The following is a 25,994-nucleotide window of genomic DNA, read 5'->3' as shown; positions in this document are numbered from 1 at the left end:
ACGCCGCCGCCACCTTTGATCTCGGCAGGCGCGGGCGCGTTCGCCCCGTCGGGGCGTCTTCGCCCCGTCGACCTGTTGACCGGGGCCGTCAAGTCCTTTGAATCCGGGGGGATTCGCTGCCTCGTCACACCCCACGCGTCTCCAAGATCTGGTCCGCGATGCTCGTGGCCCCGCACATCTCGGCCGCCGCACGCACCCTGTCCCCACCACGCCTCGGTCACGAGTGCACACCCGACTTCCGCACCTACGAGGGCGGCCAGGCGTTCGTCCGGGAGCCCCGCGAGGAACTCTTCCTGCTCGCGGTCGGCAACTTCGTCTCCCAGCGCACCTTTTACGAGAGCGGCGCGGAGCGGGACGACCGGTACGCCCGCCTCGTCGGTGAACTCGCCGTCCAGGACCCCGAATGGACGGCCGGCCTGCTGCGCTGGCTTCGCGGCGAGGGCAACCTGCGCACGGCGTCCCTGGTGGGCGCCGCCGCCTACGTGCGGACCCGGCTCAAGGCCGGTGAATCCGGGGGCCCGTCCAACCGGTCCGTGATCGACTCGGTGCTCCAGCGCGCCGACGAGCCCGGCGAACTGCTCGCCCACTGGATCTCGGCATACGGGCGGAACGTTCCGCAGCCGGTGAAGCGGGGCATCGCCGACGGCGTACGCCGTCTGTACACGTCCCGGTCCCTGCTCAAGTACGACACCGCGTCCAAGGGTCTGCGTTTCGGCGACGTGCTCAACCTGGTGCACGCCTCCCCCGACCCGGACAAGCCCTGGCAGGGTGCGCTCTTCCGGTACGCCCTGGACCGCCGCCACCACCCGGAGCAAGCGGTTCCGCCGTCCTCCGACCGTCTGCTGACCGCCCACAGGTCCCTGATGGAAGCGCCTGCGGACGAGCGGCGCGCCTTGGTGACCGGGCCGGGCGGCTCCGAGCGGCTGGCCGCGGCAGGCATGACGTGGGAGGCGCTGGCGGGCTGGCTCCATGGACCGATGGACGCCGCTGCCTGGGAAGCCATGATCCCCACGATGGCGCCGATGGCGCTCCTGCGGAACCTGCGGAACTTCGACGAGGCGGGAGTCTCGGACGACGTCGCGGCCAAGGTCGCCGCCCGGATCTCGGACGCCTCCGAGGTGGCCCGGTCCCGGCAGTTCCCCTTCCGCTACCTGGCCGCCCACCAGCACGCGCCGTCGCAGCGCTGGGGGGCCGCGCTGGAACAGGCACTGGCCCACTCCCTGGCCAACGTACCGCCGCTGCCCGGCCGGACCCTGATTCTGGTGGACAGGTCCGGCTCGATGTTCTACGGCAACGTCTCCGAACGGTCCAAACTGACCCATGCGGACGCGGCAGCCGTGTTCGGCACCGCGCTGGCCATGCGCTCCGAGCGGGCGGATCTGGTGGAGTTCGGATCGAGCAGCGCGCAGGTGCCGTTCGAGGCGGGCGAGCCGGTGCTCGACGTACTGAGACGGTTCCACGATCTGGGCGGCACCAACACCGCGGAGGCGGTGCGGACCCGTTACCGGGGGCACGACCGGGTCCTGATCGTCACCGACGAGCAGGCCGCCCCCGCCCCCTGCCGCTGCCCCGGAGGCCCGGCCCAGCCGGTCCCGCTCGACATCCCGGTCTACACCTGGAACCTCGCGGGATACCGGCCCGCGCACGGACCGACGGGTCCCCACCGGCACACCTTCGGCGGCCTCACGGACGCCGCGTTCCGGATGGTCGCCCTCATCGAGGCAGGCCGCGAGGCCGCCTGGCCGTGGACCGCCGAACCGGCGTGATCCGTACGGTCGTCCCCCGGCCGGATGCGACGGGACCGCGGTGGATGTCCGGCTCGGACCCCGACCTCTCGTAGCGGGGCATCGATGAGGACCGCGTCTCGGCGGCAGGGGCCGTGGAACTGCTCGGCCGTCGGCGGGGCGCCCTGTACGGCGACGACGGCCGAGAGGGCGGGATCAGGTTCCCCCGACTGCGGCACGTCGCAACTCTCTTGCATGCAGGGCGAGTTGCATTTCGAACTGGGTCGGCGGGTCGTGCAGTTGGTCCCCGAAGACCTCGTCGAGCTGACGCAGGCGGTAGCGGACCGTCTGCGGGTGGACGGCCAGGCGGTTGGCGACCTCACTGGCGTTGTGGCCACAGCGCAGCCAGCAGAGCAGGGTCTCGGCCAGCCGTTCCCGCTGCGGGGAACGTATCTCCTCCAGCGGCAGCAGGTGCCGTTCCCCGATCGCGTCGACCAGCGACTCGTCCCGGAAGAGGAGCAGGGTCGCCAGGTGGTCCGTACAGCGGATGAGCCCCGTCCCCGGCACGATTCCGCGCCGTGACAGCTCCAGCGTGTCGGTCGCCCAGCGCAGGGACCGTGCGCCGCTGTCCAGGGTCACGGTCGGCCCGACGGCCGTCCGCAGCCCGTGGAGCACGGCGGCGACCGTGCGGGCGCGACCGGGCCCCCCGGGGTCCGGGATGACAACGATGCCGGGATGCACGTCGAAGCGGGCCAGGAACTCCGGCGGCACGATCGGACGACCGGCGCCGGGCTCGCCGGCGTGATCGGTGACCGCGACGGCGAGCTCTCTCGGCACGGGCCACTCCGCGATGTGGGCGAGGTCGCTGATGGCCTCGGCTGAGACCGGGGGGCTGGCGGTGAGCAGGTCGATCAACCGGTCCCTGCATTGCTTGAGTTCGCCCGCCGCGTGCAGCCGGGCCTTGGCGTACCCGGCGGTCGTCGCCGCGGCCATCTCGTCGAGGTGCAGCAGCATCGCCTCGCCGAAGGTCGCCAGGATCTTGTTCGGCAGCTGTCCCGTCTCGACGAGTTCGCTGACACGGTGCCACGTCACCCGGGCGCCCAGACGCAGAGCCGACTGGAACGAGTCGAGGCTGCGGCCTTCGGCGGCCTCGCCCCTGCCGATGCTCTGGAAGGTCGACTTCACGGGCTCCCAGTCGGCGTCGGGCCTGGCCATCCGGTCCAGGAAGCCTACGAGCGCCTGCTTCACGCCGCGGTGCACGACGTGCATGTACGTGTCGTCCATGGGCCGGGCGTACTCGGCGATCGAGGTACGGATGGCCCGCACCACTTCCTCGATCACGTCGGCGACGAACGGCTCGAAATGGGTGGACAGTTCGGAGGGCAACGCCTTGAAAGCGGCGTAGGTCGCCTCGGCTGACCCGTTGACCGACAAGTCACCGGTCGGCGGCTGTAATCCGATCACCATGGGGTTTCCCTCTGCGCTGGGGGGACAGGGGCTTGGTGACGATACCGCCACGTCGCGTGAGGGGCCCATCGCAGGCGGACAGCGCAGGAGCCGTTCGTTGTCACTTGTGTGACAACGAACGGCTCCTGCGGACGACGGGCCGAGCCGCGACGGCCCTTCCCCGCCGGGCACGATCTCTCAGGACAGCGGGCAGTTGCCCGGCTCGGGCCGTCCGGCGAAGCGGTCACCGAGCCACTTCACCACGTCGTCCTTGGCCTGCTGGTCGGTCAGCAGGTGGTCGCCCGGGTAGAGCGTCCACCGTGTGGTGATCCGGGCATCGCAGTACACCCCGCGGGTGGCGTCCTCGGTCGAGGTGGGGATCACCTCTTCGAGAAGACCGCGGTACTGCAGGACGGGAAATCCGACCTCGTAGCGGGCACCCGACCCCTTCCTGCCGACCCCGGTCCCGAGCTTCCGCTCGTCGATGACCTGCCCCCATGTCTTGCCGTCGGTCCCGGTCAGCGCATAGTGGCAGGTCGGTCTCCCGACAGGCGACGACGCTGCCCGGTGCCCCGGCCACCGAGGCGGGCGGCCGGTAGATGTCCGCGACGCAGGCCGCGGCACGGGACGCCGCGCCGGCCGTTGTGGCGGGCACGCCCAGCGCGCCGCCTGCCACCACCACGGCGAGAAGCGCACCGGCCGCCCTCCCGCCCCGTATGGCTCCTGCGCCGCGCGCTTCCGGTCGGCTCACTCCTGCTCTGCCGACTCCGACTCCGACTCCTGGTCTGCGCATCCTGTGCCCCCTGAGATCGGTGGACTGTCGCGGGTAGCCCTGAAGTTACGCAGCGGTAACAGAAGCTCGATAGTCAGCGGCCCCACAGGCGTCCTGTCACGAACTGCGCGTACGGCACAAGGAGTCGCCCGCGAACGGGTGTATGACCCACGAGGCTTTCGACGCAGCGGAGTTCAGCTCCGCGGCGGAACCGATCCGATCCGCTCGGCGGCCGTTCCGCGCGGCTGTCGCCCACCGTCGGCGGACCGCCGATGACGCCCTGGCCCGCGGCGACGGCCCGGGCTCCGAAGCGCCGCCCAGGTGACCACCGCGCCGGCCAGCACACATGCGGCAGCCAGGCGCAACCCGCTGTCGTAACCGTCCAGGAAGGCGCGGGGCGGCACGACCCCGTCCCGCAATGCGGCACGTTCGGTGCGGGTGAGGACCACGCCGACAAGGACGACGCCGAACACCCCGGACACCTCGCGGGCCGCGCTGACGAGGCCGGAGGCCATCCCGGTGCGCCCGGGCGGCACGCCGGCGAGGGAGCGCACCGTCAGCGGGGTGGTCAGCGCGGAGCCGGCGCCGATCAGGAGCAGACCGGGCTGGATGTCCCAGTACCCGGCACGCAGGCCCACCCCCGACACGCACAGGAGGCCTCCCGCCACCAGGACGAGGCCCGCCGCGATCGAGCGGTGGACGCCCACGGCCCGCCCGGCGCGCTCGGCGAACGGCGTGACCGCCAGGAGCACACCGGCGAGCGGCAGGAAGGCCAGGCCCGCCTTCGTGGGCGAGAAGCCGATGACGCGCTGGAGGTAGAGCGCGGTGAAGAAGAAGACTCCGTTGACGCCGATGCCCCACAGGACCTGGGCCACCGTGCCGCCGCTCAGCGACCTGTCGCGCAGCAGCCTCAACTCCAGCAGCGGCAGCCGGGACCGGGTCTCGACGACGAGGAAGGCGACCCCGGCGGCGGCGGCCAGCCCCAGACAGAGGGGAACGGGCGCCGCGCTGAAGCCGTGTTCACCGCCTCGCACCAGGCCGTAGGTGAGCAGGAAGAGCGCGAGAGCCGACAGCAGGATGCCGGGGACGTCGAGCAGGACCACCGGCGGCCGCCGCGTGCGTCCCGGCACTCCGGGGACGGCGGGCACGAACAGCAGGGCGAGCAGACCGAAGGGGACGTTGAGCAGGAACACCCAGTTCCAGCTCCAGTGTTGGGTGACGAACCCGCCGACCACGGGGCCGAGCGCGAGCGCGACAGCCAGCGCAGCCGTCCACAGGCCGACGGCCATCGCCTGCCTGCGGGCCGGGAGATCAGCCGCGACGACAGCGAGGGAGGCGGGGATCACCAGGGCGGCCCCCACACCCTGCACCGCGCGTGCGGCGATCAGCGTGGCCCCGCTGTCGGCGAGGGCGGCGGCAGCGGAGGCGAGGACGAATACGAAGAGTCCCCCCGCGAGGACGGGACGGCGGCCCACCAGGTCCGTGAGCCGGCCGCCCGGCAACAGGAACGCCCCGAACGTCAGCACGTAGCTGCTGGCAACCCACTCCAAGTCAGCTACATCCAGGCCCAGTTCGCGCTGAACCGTCGGCAGGGCAACATTGACGACAGTGTTGTCGAGGGTCGTGATGAAGCCCGCCAGGGCGAGCAGCGCCAGTAGCGCCAGCAGCCTTCCGCGACTCACCGGCCCGGCCTCCTCCCCCAAGGGCTGTCCCGACGGGGGATCCGATTCTCCGGGCTGCCGGGTGGCCGGCGCTGCTGTCTGAGCGCCGAATACCGGCGCCCCGCTTGTCACTCAAGTGACAACTCGCACGGTTCGAACTGTCAGCGCCCCGTCTTACTCGTGAGTCACATCGCAACGGAACCTGATAGCGCGTCGGCAGTCCCTCTTCCCACGCCCCGGCGCGCATCCCCGACCCCGGGGCCTGACCAGCTGGAGTTCCCATGACTTCCGCTCAGCCATCCGAAGGTCTGTTGCTGACCGACCACCTGCGGCACTGGGCCGCCGAACGCCCGCAGCAACGCGCCTTCACGTACGTGGACTTCCCCGAGGCCGACTCGCCCGGGCTGCATCTCACACTCGGCTGGCGCGGGCTCGACCAACGTGCCCTGGCCGTCGCCGCACGCCTGGCGGGAGCGGCGAACGCGGGCGATCGCGCCGCCCTGCTCCTGCCGCAGGGGCTCGACTACGCGGCGGCGTTCCTCGGCTGCCTGTACGCCGGGGTGATCGCCGTGCCGCTGTTCGGACCGCAACTGCCCGGCCACGAGGGCCGGCTCGCGGGGGTGCTCGACGACTGCGAACCCGCGTGTCTGCTCACCGACACGGCGACCGCTCCCGACGTCCGGGCGTTCAGCGCCCGGCACGGCCTCCCCGTCGTGCCGGTCATCGTGGTCGACGCACCGGCGGGGACGCCGTCCGCCCCGGCCCCTGTCGTGCCGCGCCCCGACCCGCAGGACGTCGCCTACCTTCAGTACACCTCGGGCTCCACCCGCAGCCCGGCCGGGGTGATGATCAGTCACGCCAACGTGGTCGCCAACGCCCATCAGGCCATCGACGCCTTCGGGGCGCGGACGGCCGCCAGCACCACCGTCGGCTGGCTGCCGCTCTTCCACGACATGGGGCTCGTCCTCAGCGTCGCGGCGCCTGTCGTGGGCGGATTCCCGTCCGTGCTGATGGACCCCGTCGCCTTCCTGGTGGACCCGCTGCGCTGGCTCCGGCTGCTCGGCTCGTACCCGGGGACGATCAGCGCCGCGCCCAACTTCGCGTACGACTACTGTGCTTCGCGCGCCGACGACGACGCGATCGACGAACTGCGCCTGGACCGCGTCAAGGTACTGATCAACGGCAGTGAGCCGGTGCGCCCGGCGACCGTGGACCGTTTCCACGAGACCTTCGGGAGAGCCGGGCTGGCGCCGGTCGCGCACTGCCCGTCGTACGGGCTGGCCGAGGCCACCGTCTTCGTGACCAACGACGCGCACACCTCGGTCCCGGCCACCGTGTCCTGCAGCGCGGGCGCGCTCAGCACGGGCCGCGTGACGCCGTGCCACCCCGACGATCCGGCGGCGGTCCGCCTCAGCACCTGTGGCGGACCCGTCGGCCAGGAGCTGCGCATCGCGGACCGTACCACCGGCCGGACGCTTCCCGCGGGCGAGGTCGGCGAGATTCAAGTGCGCGGGCCCAACATCGGCCTCGGCTACTGGAAGCGAGAGGACCTGTCCGCCGAGGTCTTCAACGTGCGCGCCCCCGGGGCCCCGGCCGAGGAGACAGGCTGGCTGCGCACCGGCGATCTCGGCACGCTGCACGAGGGGCGGCTGATCGTCACCGGCCGCCTCAAGGACCTGATCATCGTGGACGGCCGGAACCACTACCCACAGGACGTCGAAGAGACCGTGCAGTGCGCCGTCGACGCGCTGCGGCGCGACCGGCTGGCCGCATTTTGCGTACAGCGAACGGACGGCTCCGGCGAGGACGAGCTCGTGGTGGTCGCGGAGCTCCGCCGCGGCTCCGAGGCCGTCGACGACGACCCCGCCGCCGGCGTCGACGCGGTGCGCGCGGCGCAGGCCGCCGTCTTCGCGCGCCACGGTCTGCGCCTGTCCCGACTCGTGCTCGTGGCACCGGGCGCGCTGCCACGCACCTCCAGCGGCAAGGTCTCCCGCACCGCGAGCCACCGGCACTTCACCGAAGGCGGCTTCGAACCGACGGACCACCGGTGAGCCCCGGCGCACAGGAGGTGCGGACGGCCGTCGTCGAGCGACTGCGGTCCTGGTACGGGCTGGCCGAAGACGATGTGCGCGAAGACCGGCCACTCGCCGAACTCGGCCTGACCTCCCGCGACGCCGTCGCACTCACCGCTGTCCTCGGAGACCTGGTGGACAGACAGCTGCCCGCCACCCTGCTCTGGGAGACACCCACCATCGGCGCTCTCGTAGAACGTGTGCTGCGCGAGGAGGAGACACCGCCGCCGCCACCGCCGACGGCCGTACCGCAGGCGAGTCCCGTACCGGTCGCGGTCGTCGGGATCGGCTGCCGACTGCCGGGCGGGGTGACATCGGCGGCCGACTACTGGCGGCTCCTCGGCGAGGGGCGTGACGCCGTGGGCACGGTGCCGGGGGATCGGTGGGCCGACTTCGCGGCCGAGGCCGACCTGCCCGAGGACATCAGCCGGCACGGCGCGTTCCTGGACGACGTGGCCGGGTTCGACGCCGAGTTCTTCGGTATCGGGGCCCACGAGGCCACGGCCATGGACCCGCAGCAGCGGCTGCTCCTCGAAGTGGCGCGGGAGGCCCTGGACCACGCGGCGATCCCCGCCGCCGCGCTCGCTGGGACCCGCACCGGGGTGTTCGTCGGCATCAGCGGCAACGAGTACGCCCATCTCACGACCGCCGACCCGCGGTCCGTCGACGCCTGGACTCCACCGGGGGCGGCACTGAGCGTCGCAGCGGGCCGCCTCTCCTACGTCATGGATCTGCGCGGTCCCAGCATGGCGCTCGACACGGCCTGTTCCTCGTCGCTGGTCGCGGTGCACCACGGGGTTCGCAGTCTCGCCACGGGTGAGAGCGACGCCGTCCTGGCCGCGGGCGTCAACCTGCTGCTGTCGCCGTCCATCACCTACGGGTTCCAGCAGGCCGGGGCGCTCGCCCCGGACGGCCGGTGCAAGGCCTTCGACCGATCGGCCGACGGGATCGTACGGGGTGAGGGCTGCGGCGTCGTCCTGCTGAAGCGGCTCGCCGATGCCGAGCGCGACGGCGACCGGATCCTCGCTGTCGTCACGGCGTCGGCGGTGAACTCCGACGGCCGTTCCAACGGCCTGACCGCGCCCAACTCTCAGGCGCAGCGCGCCGTACTGGCCCAGGCACACGCCGATCCGTCCACGGTCGACTACGTCGAGGCGCACGGCACGGGCACCGCGCTGGGCGATCCCGTCGAGGCGGCCGCACTGGGCGCGGCGCTCGGTTCGGGCCAGGGCCGCCCGGCCGACCGGCCCCTGCTCATCGGCTCGGCCAAGACGAACCTCGGGCATCTGGAGGCCGCGGCGGGCATCGCCGGTTTCATCAAGACCGTACTCGCGCTGCATCACGGTGAGATTCCGGCGCAGCTGCACTTCACCGGGCCGGGGCCGCACGCCGACCTCGAAGGGCTCGGCCTGCGCGTGGTGACAGAGCCCCAGCCGTGGCCGCGTTACTCGGGCACCGCGACCGCCGGTGTCTCGGCGTTCGGGTTCGGCGGGACCAACGCCCACGTCGCCCTGACCGAGCACCGGACGAAGGCGCGGAGCCGACGCGCCGAGCGGATCGGGCGAACACCGTCCGTCGTCCTGTGGGACGCGCACACGGACGATCGGCTGCGGGCGTACGGGAGCGAGCTGGCGCGGTGGCTGACGGGACCGGGCGTCCCTGCCCGTCCCGCCGACGTGGCCCGCACCCTCGCGGGACGTACGGGCCGCGGCCGGCGCAGAGCCGCCGTGGTCGACGGCTCCTCGCAGGACATGGCCACGACGCTCGCCCGGTTCGCCGCCGGGGATCCGCATCCGCGGCTGATCACCGCCGACCGGGACCTCGGCGGGCCCGGGCCGGTGTGGGTGTTCTCCGGCTACGGATCGCAGTGGCCCGGCATGGGCCGCGCGCTCCTGGACGCCGAACCGGAGTTCGCCGCCGCCGTCGACAGGATGGAGCCGCTCATCCTGGACCAGGCGCACATCTCGCTCCGGGCGAGTCTGGAGCCCGGCGCGGACCTCTCGTCCCCGGTGGTCGTCATGCCCGTCCTGTACGGGCTCCAGGTGGCGCTCGCGGCCCTCTGGCGCTCGTACGGTTTCGAGCCGGCCGCGGTGATCGGGCACTCCCTGGGCGAGATCGCCGCCGCGGTCGTGTCGGGGGTCCTGGACGCGGCGGACGGCGCCCGCATCGTCGCGGTCCGCTCGCGGCTGCTGGCCTCGCTCGCGGGCGGCGCGATGGCCGTGGTGGACCGCTCGGGCGAGGCCATGGCCGAGTTGGGCGGGGAATTCCCCAGCCTCCAGGTCGCGGTGCACTCCTCGCCCGCCCAGAGCGTAGTGACCGGCAGCACGCGCGACGTGGAGGGGCTGATCGCCCGCGTCCGCGAGGAAGGCGGTTTCGCGCGGTCAATGCGGGTCACGGCCGCCGGGCACTCACCAGCCGTCGATCCGCTGCTCGCCCGGTTCGCGGACGAGTTGGGGGCCGTGGAGCACGCCCCGCCCCGCTGTACTCACTACACCACGGTGCTGGAGGACCCACGCGCGGCGACTGAGCACGACACCGCCTACTGGGCGGCCAATCTCCGCAGGCCCGTGCGGTTCGCCCAAGCGGTGACGGCGGCCGCGGAGGACGGTCACCGCGTCTTCGTCGAAGTCGCCCCGCATCCCACCCAGTTGCATCCGCTCCTGGAGACGCTGCGGCACGCGGGGGCGGGTGACGCGCTCGTGCTGGAGACGCTGCGCCGCGACACGGACGACGCTCTCACCTTCCACACCTCCCGGGCGTCGCTCCTCGTCCACGGGGTGCGGGCGGCCGGCGGGCAGCCACCGGGCGGCCGCGTCGTCGACGTCCCGTCTCCGCGCTGGCGCCACCGGCGGTTCTGGGCCGGAGAGGAGTCGACGCCATCCGGGCCCGCGGCGGCCGTCCAGCGTTCCGCCACCGGCGTGCTGGACCGGCTGCGTGCCTGCGTGGCCGGCGTGATGGGCTACAGCCCGGAGCGCATGGACCCGGACACGCCCCTGACCGACCTGGGCCTCGACTCACTGACCGCGGTACGGATCAGGACAGCCCTTGAGCAGGAGTTCGCCACCGTGGTCGAACCGGGCGCGTTCCTGCGGCAGGGCACATTGCGGGACGTCGCCGCCCTGCTTCCGGACACGCCGAACGCGTCGCCCGGCACCACCCCGCTGGGGCCGCCGCGGCGGGACGGTGACAGGGGCGTCCCGGGAAGGCTCCGCGTCTTCGACGGTGAGGGTCCCGGCGCACCGCTCTTCTTCGCGCATGCGGCGGGCGGATCGTCGGAGGTGTACGGGCGGCTCGCCGGGCGGCTGGCGGGGCAGCGACGCGTCCATGGTCTCGACCGACTGGCGGAACTCCCCGACGTGACCGCCCGTGCGCGGGAGTTCGCGCGCCGGATCACCGAAGTGGCCCCCGAAGGACCGTGGTTGGTGGGCGGCTGGTCGTACGGCGGTGTGGTCGCCCAGGAGACGGCACGGCTGCTGTCGGAGCGGGGCCCCGTGTCCGCGCTCGTCCTCGTCGACTCGGTGCTGCCGCTGCCCCTGCCCCGCGGTCTCGCCCCGCCCGAGGCGGCCCGACGCCGGTTCTCGGGCTTCGCCACCCACGTGCGGCGCACCTACGGGTCGGCCCTGCCGCTCCCCTACGCGGAACTCGCCGGACTGGACGACACCGGCCAGGTCGATCTCGTCCTCAAGGTTCTGCAGCAGACCGTGGCCCTGCCGCCCGCCGTCCTGGAACACCAGCGCGCGTCGTACCTCGACCTGTGCAGCGGCGAGCGCCATGTGCCGGGTGCGTACGGCGGCCGGACCCTCCTGTACCGGGCGAGCGAGCCGGCCCCGCACACGGTGCGCGATCCCCGCTACGAGCGCACCGACGAGTCGCTGGGCTGGAACGCCCACTGCGCCGATCTCACCGTCTCTCCGCTGCCGGGTCATCACCTGGCCGTGCTCGACCCGCCCGTGGTCGACACGCTTGCGGACCTGCTCACCCGGGACCTGCGCGACACATGACGCCCGGGACGTCACGGCGTACGGGGCGCCCCGCGCAGGGCGTTCCCGGCCCCTCCGGCACCTCACGGCTGGAGCCGTACGGCACAACCCCTCGCGCCATCGCACGACACCACGAGACGAGGAGCCATCCCATGCCCCGACCGACACAGCCCGCCGCGCGTCCCAACGCCTCGGAGCGTCTCTCCAGAACTTCGCGGGCGGGCCTCGCCGTGCTCGCCACCGCCGCTCTCCTCACCACGAGCGGCTTGGTCGGCGCACACGCCGCGCTGGGCGCCACGCCCGCCGCGAGCGCGTCCGACGCTGCCGCCGACGGCGCAAGGATCATCGCGGAGCAGTGGATCGACGCGCGGACGGTCGACCTCACCGTGGACTCACCGGCGGTCGGCGCCCAACTCCCCGTGCGCGTCATCCTCCCTGCCGCCTTCGCCTCACAACCCACCCGGACCTGGCCCGTCCTGTACCTGCTCCAGGGAGCGCACGACGACTACACGTCCTGGACCAGGGAGACCGACGTCGAGGGATTCCTCGCCGACAAGGACGTCATCACCGTGATGCCGTCGTCGGGACCCACGGGCATCCCGACCAACTGGTGGAACTACGGCATCGGTTCCACCAGGGACTACGAGACGTTCCAGGTGGAGGAGGTCATGCAGCTCCTCCAGGCGAACTACCGGGCCGGTTCCACCCGGGCCGTCGCGGGCGTCTCGACCGGCGGCTACGGAGCGCTGGCGTTCGCCGCCCGCCACCCCGGCACGTTCGGGGCCGCCGCCTCGTACAGCGGCGTGCTCGACACGACGTCGATCGGGATGCCGACGGTGGTGAACGCGATCGTCGCCCGGGAACTGGAACTACCGCTCGCCCTGTGGGGCAGCTACCTGTTCAACCGGAACATCTGGAACGAACACAACCCCTACGCGCAGGCGGCGGGGCTGGCAGGAACCCGTCTGTACATCTCCCAGGGCTCCGGGGTGCCGAGCACCGACTTCGGCAATCTGCAGGGCGCGATCCTGGAGGGCACCTTGTGGAACCAGGCCCACCGGTTCACCGACCACCTCGCCGACCTCGGCATCCCGGCGCAGGTCCACTTCTACACCGGCGGCTCGCACGCATGGTCGTCCTGGCAACAGGAGTTCACCGCCTCCTGGCCGACGCTGGCGGCAGGGCTGGGGCTGCCCGGCTGACGCCGCCGGCCGGAGGGCCGAGGGGGCGACGTGAAGCCGGTCCACGCGCTCAGCGGACCGGCCTCCGCCCGCTCACCGGAATAGCACGCAATTCCCTTGTAGGCGGCAGGAATTGCGCCGCACCCTTAGACCCCCTCTCACCCCCTGCGCCCCCAGAGGCGTGATCCGCCGGCCACGCCCTCGCGATCCGCGGCCGTGCCCGCACGGAGACACCGAAGAAGCCAGAGACAAGGGAGCAACTCATGGACCCGCTCGCCCAGGCAGTCGTGGCAGGTGCCACCCCCCAGGAGCTGGAGCGGTTACCCGTGCCCGCGGAATACACCGCGGCGCACCTGCGGATCGAGGAGATCGCGGGCTTCAACGGCGTCGCCGACAAGGACGTCCGCAAGTCGATCCACGTCGGCAGCGTCCCGATGCCCGAACTGGCGCCGAACGAGGTTCTGGTGGCAGTGCTGGCCAGCGGCATCAACTACAACACGGTGTGGTCCGCCATGTTCGAGCCGATCCCGACATTCACGTTCCTCAAGCACTACGCGACGAGCGACCGCTGGGCGGCGCGGCACGACCAGCCGTTCCACGTCCTCGGCTCGGACGCGGCCGGGGTCGTCGTCCGCGCGGGGTCCGGGGTGCGCCGGTGGAAGGCCGGCGACGAGGTCGTGATCACCACGGCGTACGTGGACGACGAGGACCCGGCGACTCACGCCGACGGCATGCTCGGCGCGGGGCAGCTGGCCTGGGGTTTCGAGACGAACTTCGGCGGCCTCGGGCACTACTGTGTCGCCCGTGCGAGTCAGGTGCTGCCCAAGCCGGCGCATCTGACCTGGGAGGAGGCCGCCGCCAACCCGCTGTGCGCGGGCACGGCGTACCGCATGCTGGTCAGCGACCGCGGCGCCCGCATGAAACAGGGCGATGTCGTGCTCATCTGGGGCGCCGCCGGTGGCCTGGGCGCGTACGCCTCGCAGTTGGTGCGGGGAGGCGGCGGCATCGCGGTCGGCGTGGTCAGCAGCGAGGAGAAGGCGGAGCGGGCCCGCGCCCTGGGGTGTCACGTCGTCATCAACCGCGAGGAGATCGGCCTGACCGGCAACGAGCCGGCGGACCCCACCACGGTGGGCAAACGCCTGGGCCGACTCATCAGGAGCGCTGTCGGCGAGGACCCCCACATCGTCTTCGAACACGTGGGACGTGCCACGTTCGGGGTGTCGGTGTTCGTGGTCAGACGCGGCGGAACGGTGGTCACCTGCGGGTCGAGCACGGGCTATGTGCACGAGTTCGACAACCGATACCTGTGGATGCGCCTCAAGCGGATCATCGGCAGCCACGGCGCCAACCTGGAGGAACAGGCCGAGGTCAACCGGCTGTTGACGCTCGGAAAGCTACGGTCGGCCCTCTCCGTAACGTATCCGCTGACGGAGACCGCGGAGGCGGCACGGCTGGTCCAGCGCAACCGCCACGCGGGGAAGGTCGGCGTCCTCGCGTTGGCACCCACCACCGGTCTTGGAGTCAGCGATCCCCAGCGGCGCGAACAACTCGGCGGCGACGCCGTCGCCCCCTTGCTCACCCGCTCCTGACCAGGCGAAGCAGCGGCGGTTCACCGACGGCCGCAGTGGCTCCTTTCCTGTCCCGGTCCACCCCGTCCGGTACTTCTGCGCCTGGTCGGCGCGAAGGGTCAGGCCGTGGCCGGGTGCGCCCTCGGCACCCGGGCGGACGCCGCCTCCCCGGGGGCGAGGGTTTCAGCGAAGAAGAGGTCCTCGATGCGCCTGCGGTCGTGGAACCACTCCAGCCGGCGCAGGCCGAGCCACCCGGTGGGAGCCGGGGTGTCGTCGGCGGTGCTGCGGGCGGACCCCGGCCAGGGCGAGCTGCGGAAGTGACCTCGACGGGACGCTCCGCATGGTGAACGCGGGCGAGGGACCGGTGGCCTCGCGCCGAGTGGCGGAACGAGGCCCTAGCTGCTCAGGGCCTGTTGAAGCGTGGGATAGCAAGTGATCACAGTGTCGAGGCCGACGATCTGAAAGATGCGCAGGACGGATGGGGTCGGACCGGCCACGCGTACCCAGCCCTGGATGTCGGCAGCGGCCAAGTGAGCCCCGATGAGGGCGTTGATGCCTGTGGAATCCATGAAGGTCACCTGGCTCAGGTCCAGCACGGTATGCCGGTTCGCCTCCCCCACGGAGTCCAGAAGGGCACGCTGGATCTCCGTGCCGGTGGTGGCGTCGACTTCACCGGACAGAGACAGCACGGTGACGCCGTCGGCGGTGGTGGAGCGGGTGACCGACAGCCTTGAAGGCTCCATCGTGGTCATCCCTTCGCTCCACAGGGCTCGATCGCTGGCGACTCGAAGCCGATGACGGCCGTCAGTTGCTGCTCCAGCGGTTGAGTCAGCGGGTCTCCGGTGACCGTGTCCACCGGATCGTCCACGCGATCGAGCTCAGCACGCGGATTCTGTGCCGCCTCGCCGGCCGCGCCGTCCTCCCTCGGGGGGAGGTGGCCCGTGACCGACGCGAGCGGGGGCCTCTCACCCCTCTCGGTCCGCGCAGAAGGCGCACGCTGTGACATGGCCACCGCTCCCAAGGCATCCGTCCGAGTCTGACCCCGCAAGCGTCCACGCCCCACCGCTCATACGTCAAGAGATACCGGAAAAACTTTTCATGCTTCCCTATGCGCGAACACTGCAACTATCCTGAGGCGATGCATGGAGTACCCGAGTCACATACAGGCTGGACGTTTCTGACAAATCACGCCCGCGTGCTGGCCGCGATCGCGGAGGACCGCACCACCCGCATCCGCGACATCGCCGCGCGATGCCAGCTCACCGAGCGGGCCGTCCAGAAGATCATTTCCGACTTGGAGGAGGGCGGGTATCTCACCCACACCCGCCAAGGGCGCTCCAACGAGTACCGGATCGAGGAGGGGACCATCCTGCGGCACCCTGCAGACTCCGGCCCTACGGTGGAAGATCTTCTCGCCCTCCTTGCCCAGCACGACGCCGAACACGGCAGGCAACCAGCAGTCGCGGACGAGACCCCGAATGCGCGCACTCCGACGGCTGACCGGTGACGACATCGGCACGACCCCCGGATGACGACGCGAAGCTGAACCGGCTGCCTCGCGCGTCTGTTCATTCGCTCGTGGGCGCGGCGCCGGACAGCACAGATCCCGGCACCGGACAGCACAGATCCCGGCAGCCAACGGGCTGCCGGGATCCCGTGTGGCGCGTCTACTTGGGCTTGATCGCGTCCTTGGCCTTCTCCTTGGCCGCGCGCAGGTCGCCCTTGGACTCCTCGGCGCGCCCCTCGGCCTTCAGCGACTCGTTGCCGACCGCACCGCCGACGACCTTCTTGACCTTGCCCTTGGCCTGCTCGCCCTTGGCCTGAGCCTTCTCGTCCGCAGCCACAACCACTCACACCCTGTCTCACTGGAAATCGGTTCGCCCACTGTGTCACCCCGGATTCCGCCCTTAAACCGGAATGGTTGCGCAGAGCCTCTCGTAGCCAGGGGTTAGCGGAAAGCCGAATAGGCTCCGCAGGAGTGGAGATCGCCCGGCAGGGCACACGAGGGCTCGGAGGTTGATAACAATGGTTCCTGTTCTGCTTGTTCTTCTGCTCGCCCTGATCCTCTTCGGCGCCGGTTTCGCACTCAAGGCCCTGTGGTGGATCGCCGTGATCGTGCTGATCGTGTGGGTCCTCGGTTTCGTGATCCGCCCCGCAGCCGGCGGCGGCAAGCGTGGCCGCTGGTACCGCTGGTAAGCAGGCCCTGGCAACACACCAGAACGGGTGGGCCCCGACGCCTTGGCGTCGGGGCCCACCCGTTTCCTGTCTCCCTGATATCGCAGGGACGAAAGTGGTGAATCTGCCGATTCGGGGTACCTGGAGTCATGGCCGGAGGTGACCGCGACGCCAGGAACCATGGCCTCCAACACGGCACCTCCGGCCGTCCCCTCTTCCCGCAGCCCGAGTGTGGTTCCAAGAATCCTGGGCACCCGAATTCCTGAGGAAACGTCACCGAATTCGATGGCGCCTTGATAATTCCGCATTCCGACTGCGGGTCAGCGATGAATCTCGATGAGGGAGCCGTTTTGAGAGCGAGCGCTCCGATCCCCCAGGAAGATGAGTTGCGCCGCGCCGTACTCAAAGAGCGTTCTTCCAGGCGAGGTTGTCTGGTGCTCGCATCCGGATGCGACGCGAGCTCGGTCTCCAAGGCCACGGAGCGGATGCGTGGGCTCAGGCACGCAAGCGCTATGCCGCGAGTGCGGCAGGCTCACCGAGGTGCGCGGCCGCCGTCCTCCATGCGGTCGTCACCGCAGCGTGGGCCCGCGCCGTACGTACGCTTGCGTCGCCGGTCAGAACGATCGGGGCACCGACGTGGACGTGCAGGTCGGGTCGGCGTAGCGGCGCTGTGGCGAGGCCTGCGATCTGCTTGATCGTGCTGCCCGAGGTGACACGGCGGGCACCGGCCTGACCGACGGGCACGACGGGGGCACCGGTGCGTTCGGCGAGGCGGGCCAGGCCGGTGCGGAAGCCACCGGGGGCTGCCTCCGTGGCGTCCTTGCGGCGCGGCAGGCCGCCTTCGGCGTAGATGAGGACCGACCGCCCCTGCCGCAGGGCCTGTGCCGCCAGTTCGAGCGCGTCGGCGGCTCGCAGGTCACGCCGGTGGACGGGGATATGCCCTTCGCGGGTGAGAGCTCGACCGAGCAGCGGGATGCGCCACAACCCTGAAGTGGCCATGACGACCGGCGAGACGCCAAGGCGGTACAGCGCGGCGATCACGATGGCAGGGTCGGCCAGGGAGGTGTGGTTCGCGGCGATGATGCCGCCCGGCGCGATCTCTGCGCCGGGGTCGCACGTCACGGACAGCCGTCCGACGGCGGATACCAGGGTGCTGGCGGTGCGGCTGAGCATGTGCAGGCTCCCGGCCTCGGCGATGATGATCTCCATCATCGATGGCGGTCACCGCTGGGGCATGAGCTGTCGTACTCATCTTCCCGACCGCTCGTGCAGCCACGCGGCGGCCTTCTCGGGAAGTTGGTGCGGCAGAAGGAGGGCCGGAACGCGAGCCCGTCGGCCTGCCGTCGCAAAAAGCCAGGCCGTGGACGACAACCCGGGGGCGTCGGCGGCCGGCGCTGGCAGGAGCTGCTCGCGTGTCAGGTCGAGTCGGCTCTCGACTACGCAGGTGGCCGACGGGGCGTCGAGTCCGTGGATGACCGAGTTGACCTCCGCTTCCCCGTCAGCTCCCGAAATGGGCTGACGCAGCTCTCGTCCACGGTGACGCCGCCGTTCACGAGGCACCGTGCGGACAGGGTCCGACCCACAACCGGGCGGCGCCGGAAAACCACAGGCCGGTCGCGGCGGCTCAGGCTCGGGCGTTGTGGCGCCGGTCGGGCGTGAGCAGATAGGCGATCGCCATGTCGCTGAGTTCGTCCGCATACCGATGGGCCGCCTCGCCGGTGGCGGGGTCGGGGCGTACGGAGTTGTGGAAGCAGGCGCCGAGGACGGCGCGGGCCGCGGTGTCCAGTGCCTTGTCCGGGTCGGAACGCCGGATCTGGTGGGCGTAGGGGGTCGCGGCCTCGATGAGGTGGCGGTGGATCGCGGTGATGGTTCGGGCTCCGCGGTCCACGGCACTGGATCCCCGAACGCGCAGGAGCTGGGGGAAGAGACTGCTGCTGTCGGCGAAGGACTGCAGCAGGGCGTGCGCATAGGCGTCCATGACTCCGGACAGCGACGGCTCGGCCTCACGCAGTTGCTCGGCCACGTACTCCTCGCGCCGTTCCAGCATCCGCTCGGTCAGGGCGGTGATCAGCTGTTCCTTGTCCTCGAAGCGGCGGTAGATCGTGCCGACCGAGACGCCCGCCCGTTCCGCGACGCCCGTGATCGTCATCTCGTCCAGGCCGGCCGTGGAGGCGATTTCCTCGGCCGCCCGCAGCACACGAGCCAACGTCGCGGCGCTGCGCGCCTGCCGGGGCTCCCGGTAGGGCGCTGTCCGCTGTGGCTCTTCCGTCATGGTCCGCATCGTATCGGGGGCGGCCTCGGGCGAAGTCTTTGACAAGTGCTGCACTCCTTCGTACTGTCGTGAATGTGAATTCATATTCGCATCGTACTGGAGGTTCGAGAATGACCGACGCCCAGAAGTCCGCGCCCGTGACCGTCGCACTCGTATCGGGTCCCCCCGGTGACGGGAGCATCGACGACTTCGAGCTCTTCTACGCTCGCCGCGCCCTGGAGCGCATCAGGACCCGACTGGGACGCCAGGGGCTGCTCGACCTCCTGGCCGCGGACATCGAAGAAGGCAACGCCTTCCTGCGCGAGACCGCTCTCGCCGCCGACGGCAGCTTCAAGTCGGGCACGACAGTGCTCGCGACCCAGGGCCTCAGCTCGGCCGCGTTCCTGGCCTGGATGGACGAGGCGTTCGCGGGCGACGACGAGAGCGTGCTCCTCGCGGCGCACCCCGAGCACTATGCGATGGGCGCCGAGGACGGCGGATCGCCGCGCGTGGTGGAGAACATCGGCCCCCACGTCTGCGACTTCTACATGGGCGGCTGGGGAACGGCCGCGATGGCCTGGGCCGCGGACGCGGCCGAACTCCTCCCGGAGTCCGAGTTCCCGCGCAAGATGTCCTCGAACCTCTTCCTGGCGGACGGCACCGTCGTCGGGCGGGCGCTGATCCAGTTCGGTGACACCGCTGACGGCTTCACATCGAACCTGACGGTCTACTTCCCCGTCACCTGCCCGGACGACGTCCTGGAACACCACCTCCGGCACTACGCCGTCGAGTTCCGGAACTGGATCGTCGCCGCCGCGGCGGCCCAGGCCTGAGGAACGGGCGACGCACACCACCGGTCGAGGCTTTCGGACGGACAGGACCGCAGGTCCGACCGGCGCTCGTTCCGGTCGGACCTGCGGCGATCCGGGGGATGGCCGCGGCCCGGTCGTCCCCCGCTTCCCGTCCCGCCGCGTCACCAGCCAGGTCTTCGTCGGCGTCACCAGCCAGGTTCCCGCCGGTCGGCGTGACCAGCGGGGACGAGACGACCGAGACCTTCGCCCGGGGCTTCGTCCGGTCCATCGCTCTGCCCTCGGAGGACGCCCCGCAAGGGTGACCCGTCGACCGGGGGCTCCCACCACGGCCTGTCGGCCAAGGGCGTCCGGTTCGCGTGCCTCGCGAGAACGCCCGAACAGACAATTGCGAAGGAAGGAAAGAGACATGTCTGCATCACGGCACCGTGAGGACGCTTCGCCAAGCGGCCGGCCGCACGAGGAGCGGCGCTTCGCCCCTCCGGTCGAACTGGCCGAGGCGGCCAACGTGACAGCCGACGTGTACGCCGAGGCGCGGCAGGACCGTCCGGCCTTCTGGGCCGAGCAGGCCCGCCGGCTGACCTGGGCCACCGAGCCGACCGAGACACTGGACTGGTCCAACCCGCCGTTCGCGAAGTGGTTCGCCGACGGGAAGCTGAACGTCGCGTACCCGAGCATGAAACAGCCGAAAGGCCATTCACGCAGGTCAGCGGCCGTCGGCTACGCATCGCGACAGGTCACCGCGCCGACCGGTTCCTTGATCAACATGTGGCCGCGCGACAATCACCCGCATGAACGACAGATCGAACGACACGGAGGGCCGGCTCGTCAGGATCGAGCGGCTCCTGGAGTCCGGCGGGCGCGAAGTGGCGCCCGCCTGGCGGAGGGTGACGCGCGGTGAGCCTCGCTGGGCGGTGACCGCCGCGATCCTGGTGGCGGTCGCCCTCCAGCTGAAGCTGCCGGAACGGCTGACCTTGCTGCCGTCCTGGGCGCTGCCGGTCCTGGAGCTGGTGCTGCTGATAGGTCTCGTCGCCGCGAACCCCCGGCGGGTGGAGCCCCGGAACCAGCGGTTGCGGTGGCTGGGCCTGACCCTGATCTGCGTGATCAGTCTGGCCAACGGCTGGGCGGCGGCCCAGTTGGTGACGAGGCTGGTGCACGGCACCGAGGGATCGGACGCCACCTCGCTGCTGCTGACCGGCGGCAACATCTGGCTGACGAACGTCATCGTGTTCGCCCTGTGGTACTGGGAGTGGGACCGGGGCGGACCGGCGGACCGGATGATGGGCCATCACCAGTACGCCGACTTCCTCTTCGTACAGATGCAGAGTCCCGAGTCCGCGGCGCCCGACTGGGAGCCGGCCTTCCTGGACTATCTGTACCTCTCCTTCACCAACTCCACCGCGTTCAGCCCGACCGACGTGATGCCGCTGTCCCGCTGGGCCAAGATGCTGATGATGCTCCAGTCCACGGTGTCGCTGGTGACCGTCGTGCTGGTGGTGGCCCGCGCCGTCAACATCCTGCAGTGACCGTCGGCCACCGGGACCGGCGACCGGCCGTACCGCCCTCCGCACGCGAGCCCGCGCCGCAGTCCACGAAGCGGACGCGGGAGAAACAAGATGCCCACCACACCTAATGTGCGGGGGTGTGGTGACGATGCCGAGCGAGGGGAGCCAGGACATGGCCGAGGTGCCTGCGGAGCGGGACGCCGGTGACCGGCGGACGGTGGTCGCGCTCCGCGATGTGGCCGTCCACCGCCACACGAGCGGCCAGGTGATCCTCTCGGAGATCGACTGGACGGTGAGGGCCGGTGAGCACTGGGCCCTGCTCGGAGCCAACGGCGCGGGCAAGACGACCCTGCTGCGGCTGCTCGGGGCGACCATGCACCCCACGACCGGAAGCGTCGAAGTACTCGGTTCCCTGCTCGGCCGGGTCGACGTGCGCGATCTGCGCGCACGCATCGGCCATGTCAGTACGGCCCAGCGCGTCCCGCTGGACATGGACGCGCACACCGTCGTCCTGACGGGTCATACGGGCACGGTGCAACCGCTGTGGCGGAAGTACGACGCCGAGGTGCGCCGGCGCGGCCACGAACTGCTCGCCGAACTGGACATCAAGGAGCTGGCCGACCGCCCGTACGGAGTCTGCTCGGGCGGGCAGCGGGCCCGGGTCCTGATCGCGCGGGCGCTGATGGCCGAGCCGGCCCTGCTGCTGCTCGACGAACCGTTCAACGCCCTGGACCTGCCCTCGCGCGAGGACCTCGTCGAGGCGATGCAACGGCTGGCCGGGAGCCGCCCGGATCTGGCCACCGTGACGGTCACCCACCACCTGGAGGAGCTGTCCCCGGCGGTCGGTCACACCCTGCTCCTGCGCGAGGGGCGCGTCCTCGCGCGCGGGCCGGTCGACGAGACGCTGACGGATGCCTGGATGACCAGTTGCTTCGGGCGCCGTATCACGGTGGTCCGGCACGAGGGGCGATGGGCGGCCTACTCCGGCCGCCACAACGGGAGTTGACGGCAGTCCGCGGCAAGGCGCAGCGCATGTGCGGGTGGTGCGGCGCGGCTGCCCCGCGGACCGGCACGACCCGCGGCCGCGGCCTCGGCACAGGGCCCCCTCGGGTACGCATTCGTGGGCGGGGCGCACCGGTTGAAGGAGTGTGCCCTGTACGCGCCCCCGTCCGCACGGCGAAAATGCGCCTGTCGACGGTCTTTTGGCCCAGACACCGAGTACTCCGCCGCCAAGTCCCCAGGAAAGCAGGTCGGCTGCCGTGCTGTTGCGTCTGCCCACATCCGTGTCCGAAGCGCAGGAGTGCATGACCGAGGGTGCGGTGCCGATAGGCGGCGCCACGCTGGTGTGGGCCACCTGGCAACGGGACGGCTTCCCCGACCTCGCCATGTCGCTGCGCGACCTCCCGGAGGCCAACGCGGTCGGGCGCGAGGTACTGGGCGCCGCCGTGGTGCTGAACCGGATCGACGACCGGGCGCCGGAGGTGCTGCGCCGGGCGGCGGCCACCGTGGGAACCGGAGCCGTGCGCCGGACCGCGACGGTCGGCGGCAACCTGGTCGGCAGCACGCTGCGCTGTCTGCTTCCCGCGGCTCTCGTACTGGACGCCCGCGCGGTGATCCTGGAGCCGGACGGCGTCTACGAGACCGACCTGGCCGAGGTACTGGCCAAGCGCCACCTGCTGCTGAGTCTGCGCTGGCACGCGCCGATCGCCAGCAACTACCACAAGGCCGCGGGGGAGGCGGGCGGACCGCCGCCCCTCGTCGTCGCCGCCGCGCTGCACGCGGCCGACGACGGACGGACCCGCCTTCGCGTCGCCGTGCGCGACGACGACGAGGTCTTCAGCGGGAGCACCGTGCGCCACGCCGATACCGAAGACGATCTGCGGACGCTGCGCGGCGGTTCGTTCGCCCGGCTTCCGGCCGCGGCCTGGGAGCTCGTCGGCCGACAGGTGACGGACCTCCTGGCGCGCCCCACGGGCGGCTGACGGATCGTCCGGCGCGTGCCACGGGCGGTTGAGGGACCGTCGCCCGGACCTGCCGGCGCCGGGACGGCGAGGCCCCGGCCGCGCTCCCCGACGCTCTTCGCACCGGGCGACGAGAATTCAACAGAGGCCGGCCTGTTGTACCGATTCGGGGGCGGAGGCGTGGGTGCGGTCGTCCGCGGTGGGCGGCCGTGGCCCGCGCTCCGCTCCGCCGACCGGCCCTTCTGCCCGGTCCCGCGCCGAAGGGCGGCGTACGGACGCGGCCCCTGCGTACGGGACCACCGGCCCCTCCCCTAATTCATCAACGTGGAAATGACTCACCGGACTCCCGACTCTGGGACCAGGCACCGGGATCCACCCGGACCGCTCGGACGAAGGACAGAGCACATGCCCTCCACGCGCGCCCCTGACGCCGGTTCCGCACCGGCCGCACGGCACAATCTGATCCTGGCGGTCACCTGCGTCGCCCTCGGCACGGTGGTCGCGGCCATGGCGTCGCTCAATGTGGCGCTGCCCGATCTCGCCCGCGACACGCACGCGACGCAGACGCAGCTGTCCTGGATCATCGACTCCTACAGCCTCGTCTTCGCGGCGCTGCTGCTGCCGGCCGGCGCCCTGGGGGACCGTTTCGGCCGCAGGCGGGCCCTGCTGGCGGGTCTGGCCATCTTCGGTGCGGGGTCGGCGGCCGCCGCGCTGACGACCGAGCCCTCGACGCTCATCGCCCTGCGGGGCGTCCTCGGTGTCGGCGCGGCGCTGGTCATGCCGGCCACCCTGTCGACGATCACGAGCACCTTCCCGCGTGCTCAGCGGGCACGGGCTGTCAGTGTCTGGGCCGCGGTCGCCGGAGCCAGCGCCCTGGTGGGTCTGTTCGCCACCGGCGCCCTCCTGGAGGGCTGGTCGTGGCGCTCGGTGTTCCTGCTGAACGTCGCCCTGGCCCTGGTCGCCCTGGTCGGGACGCTGCTGTTCGTGCCCGAGTCCGCGGAGCCCCAGCAGCCCCGACTCGACGTCGGCGGCGCTCTGCTCGCCGTGGTGGGCCTGGTCGCGCTGGTCTACTCGGTCATCGAGGCGCCGACCCGCGGCTGGGCCGACCCGGTCACGCTCGGGGGAATCGGGCTGGGCCTGGCGGTACTGACCGCATTCGTCCTCTTCGAACTGCGCCGCGAGAACCCGCTCCTTGACCCCCGGCTGTTCCGCAACCGGCACTTCGCCGCGGGCTCCCTGTCGATCATGCTCCAGTTCTTCGTGTTCTTCGGGTTCATCTTCGTGATGATGCAGTACCTGCAACTGGTACGGGGCGACAGCGCCCTGATGGCGGCCACCTCCATGCTGCCCATGGCCGCGACCATGGTGCCGGTCTCCCGTGCCGCCCCCCTGCTGGTCGGCCGGTTCGGCTTCCGGAGGCCCTGGGTCGCCGGCCTGGCCGGTGTCGCGGCGGGCATGGGGGTCCTCTCTCGGCTCGACGCCTCCAGCCCGTACTGGCTCGTCGCCGCCGGTCTGGTGCCGCTGGGCGCGGGGATGGGCCTGGCCATGACGCCGGCCACGACGTCCATCACGGACGCTCTGCCGCGCTCGCTGCAGAACGTCGGTTCCGCCATGAACGACCTGGCCCGTGAGCTCGGCGGCGCCCTGGGGATCGCCGTCCTCGGCAGCCTGCTCAGCGCCACCTACCGCGACCACCTGAGCCTGCCCGGTCTGCCGGACCGGGTGGCTGAGGCGGCGCGCTCCTCGCTGGCCGCCGCCCACGCCGTCGGCGGCCCGGTCTCCGGCCGGGCGACGACCGCCTTCGTCGACGGTATGCACCTCGCGCTCCTGGGTGCCGCCGCTGCCGCGGCGCTCGCCGCCGTCGCCGTCGCCCTGCTGCTGCGGTCCGCTCCGCTTCCGGAGGAGTCCGCCGACGAGCACGAGGTGCCGCGGGGCGTCGAGGCGGAGCAACAGCCCTCGTACCTCTGACAGTTCCGGGCCGGAACCTCGCACTCCGCGGGGTTCCGGCCTTCGGCGTGTCGGGAGTCGCGAGGCGTTCGGCGGAACCCGGCCGGCCGATCGGGGAGTGTCCGGTGTCCGTTCCCGTGCCGGTCAGGGGTACGACGGTGGTCGCCCCCGCGGTCAGGGGCGCGGTACCGGGCGCCCCGTCGGCCGGTCGGCCGACGCCGGACGTCCGGGGCCGCGCAGCGCCTGGCGCAGTTGCGGGCTCAGGAACCGGACCACCTCGTCGGTCGTCATGGAGACGATCGGTTCCAGGCGCAGCAGATAGCGGGTGGCGATCAGTCCGGCGATCACGGTGGTGAACGAGGCGGCGCGTTGCCGGGCGTTCCGTCCGGGCACGAGGCTCGCGATCCGGTCCACGATCTCGCGCTCCACGGCCTCCTTGACCAGTTCACCGAACGGGTCCTCGTCGATCGCGCTCTTCAGCATGGCGAGCAGGGGCGGGCCGGTGACGGGATCGTCCCAGACGGCTATGACCTGGCGCAGGACCCGCTCGGGGAACGTCGCGAGGTCCCCTTCCTCCACGACCCGCGCGAGGACTTCGGCAGGGTTCGCGCCCAGTGCCAGCGCGGCACCGAACAGCCCCTTCTTGGAGCCGAAGTAGTAGCTGATCAGGGCGAGATCGACCTCGGCCTCACCGGCGACGGACCGCAGTGTCACCGCGTGGTAGCCGTCTTCGAGGAAGCGGCGCCGGGCGACGTCCAGGATCGCGGCCCGGGTGTCCTGGTTTCCCGGCCTGCGCCCACGCTGCGACCCGGATTTATTCATCACGGACGAATTCTAGGGCGCCGAGGCGCACCGGACACCGGGCGGGACGCGGCCGCATACCCGGGCGGCACAGAGGACGCGACTTGGGTGCGCGGCCCTGGCGGGTGCGGACCGCCAATG

The 25,994-nt window shown here is 71.5% G+C and carries 20 protein-coding genes and 1 pseudogene; 13 read left to right on the top strand and 8 right to left on the bottom strand.

Annotated elements, in window-relative coordinates:
• Nucleotides 1-158: 158 nt before the first annotated feature.
• A complete protein-coding gene (locus tag OHT01_RS37310) occupies nt 159-1,766 on the top strand; it encodes a TROVE domain-containing protein (RefSeq protein ID WP_328557536.1) in 1,608 nt (535 codons plus the stop codon).
• Nucleotides 1,767-1,940: 174 nt separating this feature from the next.
• On the opposite strand, the gene OHT01_RS37305 is transcribed toward OHT01_RS37310, so the two are convergent.
• From OHT01_RS37305 to OHT01_RS37295, 3 genes are all read right to left on the bottom strand, one after another.
• Nucleotides 1,941-3,191, bottom strand: a complete 1,251-nt coding sequence (locus OHT01_RS37305; RefSeq protein ID WP_328557535.1) for a helix-turn-helix domain-containing protein — start codon at nt 3,189-3,191, stop codon at nt 1,941-1,943.
• Nucleotides 3,192-3,368: 177 nt separating this feature from the next.
• A complete protein-coding gene (locus OHT01_RS37300; protein WP_328557534.1) occupies nt 3,369-3,554 on the bottom strand; it encodes a hypothetical protein in 186 nt (61 codons plus the stop codon).
• A gap of 582 nt (nt 3,555-4,136) precedes the next feature.
• Nucleotides 4,137-5,624 carry an MFS transporter gene (locus OHT01_RS37295; RefSeq protein ID WP_328557533.1) on the bottom strand — a complete coding sequence of 496 codons (1,488 nt, stop codon included), beginning with the start codon at nt 5,622-5,624 and terminating at the stop codon, nt 4,137-4,139.
• Between the two features lie 260 nt (nt 5,625-5,884).
• On the opposite strand from OHT01_RS37295, the gene OHT01_RS37290 reads away from it, so the two are divergent.
• The 4 genes from OHT01_RS37290 (at nt 5,885) to ccrA (ending at nt 14,425) form a co-directional block, all read left to right on the top strand.
• Nucleotides 5,885-7,654, top strand: coding sequence for a fatty acyl-AMP ligase (locus OHT01_RS37290; RefSeq protein WP_328557532.1), 1,770 nt, complete (start codon nt 5,885-5,887; stop codon nt 7,652-7,654).
• Nucleotides 7,651-11,676, top strand: a complete 4,026-nt coding sequence (locus tag OHT01_RS37285) for a beta-ketoacyl synthase N-terminal-like domain-containing protein (protein WP_328557531.1) — start codon at nt 7,651-7,653, stop codon at nt 11,674-11,676. The genes OHT01_RS37290 and OHT01_RS37285 overlap by 4 nt, the downstream gene beginning before the upstream one ends.
• A 131-nt stretch (nt 11,677-11,807) precedes the next feature.
• Nucleotides 11,808-12,857, top strand: a complete 1,050-nt coding sequence (locus OHT01_RS37280) for an alpha/beta hydrolase (protein ID WP_328557530.1) — start codon at nt 11,808-11,810, stop codon at nt 12,855-12,857.
• Nucleotides 12,858-13,099: 242 nt separating this feature from the next.
• Nucleotides 13,100-14,425 carry a crotonyl-CoA carboxylase/reductase gene (ccrA, locus tag OHT01_RS37275; protein WP_328557529.1) on the top strand — a complete coding sequence of 442 codons (1,326 nt, stop codon included), beginning with the start codon at nt 13,100-13,102 and terminating at the stop codon, nt 14,423-14,425.
• A 374-nt stretch (nt 14,426-14,799) separates the two neighbouring features.
• On the opposite strand, the gene OHT01_RS37270 is transcribed toward ccrA, so the two are convergent.
• Nucleotides 14,800-15,156: an STAS domain-containing protein gene (locus tag OHT01_RS37270; protein WP_328557528.1), complete on the bottom strand. Its 357-nt coding sequence runs from the start codon at nt 15,154-15,156 to the stop codon at nt 14,800-14,802.
• A 386-nt stretch (nt 15,157-15,542) separates the two neighbouring features.
• Between OHT01_RS37270 and OHT01_RS37265 the strand changes: the two genes are divergently transcribed.
• Nucleotides 15,543-15,911, top strand: a complete 369-nt coding sequence (locus tag OHT01_RS37265) for a helix-turn-helix transcriptional regulator (RefSeq protein WP_328557527.1) — start codon at nt 15,543-15,545, stop codon at nt 15,909-15,911.
• A 160-nt stretch (nt 15,912-16,071) separates the two neighbouring features.
• On the opposite strand, the gene OHT01_RS37260 is transcribed toward OHT01_RS37265, so the two are convergent.
• Nucleotides 16,072-16,248, bottom strand: a complete 177-nt coding sequence (locus tag OHT01_RS37260) for a CsbD family protein (protein WP_328557526.1) — start codon at nt 16,246-16,248, stop codon at nt 16,072-16,074.
• Between the two features lie 181 nt (nt 16,249-16,429).
• On the opposite strand from OHT01_RS37260, the gene OHT01_RS37255 reads away from it, so the two are divergent.
• Nucleotides 16,430-16,600 carry a hydrophobic protein gene (locus OHT01_RS37255; RefSeq protein WP_328557525.1) on the top strand — a complete coding sequence of 57 codons (171 nt, stop codon included), beginning with the start codon at nt 16,430-16,432 and terminating at the stop codon, nt 16,598-16,600.
• Between the two features lie 489 nt (nt 16,601-17,089).
• On the opposite strand, the gene OHT01_RS37250 is transcribed toward OHT01_RS37255, so the two are convergent.
• On the bottom strand, nt 17,090-17,752 hold the full coding sequence (locus OHT01_RS37250) for a lysophospholipid acyltransferase family protein (protein ID WP_328558399.1): 663 nt from the start codon (nt 17,750-17,752) through the stop codon (nt 17,090-17,092).
• Nucleotides 17,753-18,203: 451 nt separating this feature from the next.
• Nucleotides 18,204-18,851: a TetR/AcrR family transcriptional regulator gene (locus OHT01_RS37245; RefSeq protein WP_328557524.1), complete on the bottom strand. Its 648-nt coding sequence runs from the start codon at nt 18,849-18,851 to the stop codon at nt 18,204-18,206.
• A gap of 110 nt (nt 18,852-18,961) precedes the next feature.
• On the opposite strand from OHT01_RS37245, the gene OHT01_RS37240 reads away from it, so the two are divergent.
• From OHT01_RS37240 to OHT01_RS37215, 6 genes and pseudogenes are all read left to right on the top strand, one after another.
• Entirely contained in the window at nt 18,962-19,663 is a 702-nt protein-coding gene (locus OHT01_RS37240; RefSeq protein WP_328557523.1) for a hypothetical protein, read from the top strand.
• Between the two features lie 385 nt (nt 19,664-20,048).
• A pseudogene (locus tag OHT01_RS37235) lies at nt 20,049-20,309 on the top strand (acetyl-coenzyme A synthetase N-terminal domain-containing protein); the annotation flags it as partial.
• A gap of 121 nt (nt 20,310-20,430) precedes the next feature.
• Complete coding sequence (locus OHT01_RS37230; protein ID WP_328557522.1) at nt 20,431-21,165, top strand: hypothetical protein; 735 nt, start codon at nt 20,431-20,433, stop codon at nt 21,163-21,165.
• A gap of 151 nt (nt 21,166-21,316) precedes the next feature.
• Complete coding sequence (locus OHT01_RS37225; protein ID WP_328557521.1) at nt 21,317-22,150, top strand: ABC transporter ATP-binding protein; 834 nt, start codon at nt 21,317-21,319, stop codon at nt 22,148-22,150.
• Between the two features lie 253 nt (nt 22,151-22,403).
• Nucleotides 22,404-23,126 carry an FAD binding domain-containing protein gene (locus tag OHT01_RS37220; RefSeq protein WP_328557520.1) on the top strand — a complete coding sequence of 241 codons (723 nt, stop codon included), beginning with the start codon at nt 22,404-22,406 and terminating at the stop codon, nt 23,124-23,126.
• A gap of 384 nt (nt 23,127-23,510) precedes the next feature.
• Entirely contained in the window at nt 23,511-25,073 is a 1,563-nt protein-coding gene (locus OHT01_RS37215; RefSeq protein WP_328557519.1) for an MFS transporter, read from the top strand.
• A 153-nt stretch (nt 25,074-25,226) separates the two neighbouring features.
• Here the strand turns inward: OHT01_RS37215 and OHT01_RS37210 are convergent, their stop codons facing one another.
• The gene (locus OHT01_RS37210) at nt 25,227-25,874 is read right to left on the bottom strand and encodes a TetR/AcrR family transcriptional regulator (RefSeq protein ID WP_328558398.1); all 648 of its coding nucleotides are present in this window, start codon (nt 25,872-25,874) and stop codon (nt 25,227-25,229) included.
• Between the last annotated feature and the right edge of the window lie 120 nt (nt 25,875-25,994).

Origin of the sequence: Streptomyces sp. NBC_00358, from assembly GCF_036099295.1 — a bacterium.
GTDB lineage: Bacteria > Actinomycetota > Actinomycetes > Streptomycetales > Streptomycetaceae > Streptomyces.
Note: the sequence above shows the minus strand (reverse complement) of the source record. Positions and strands in the feature narration are given on the sequence as shown.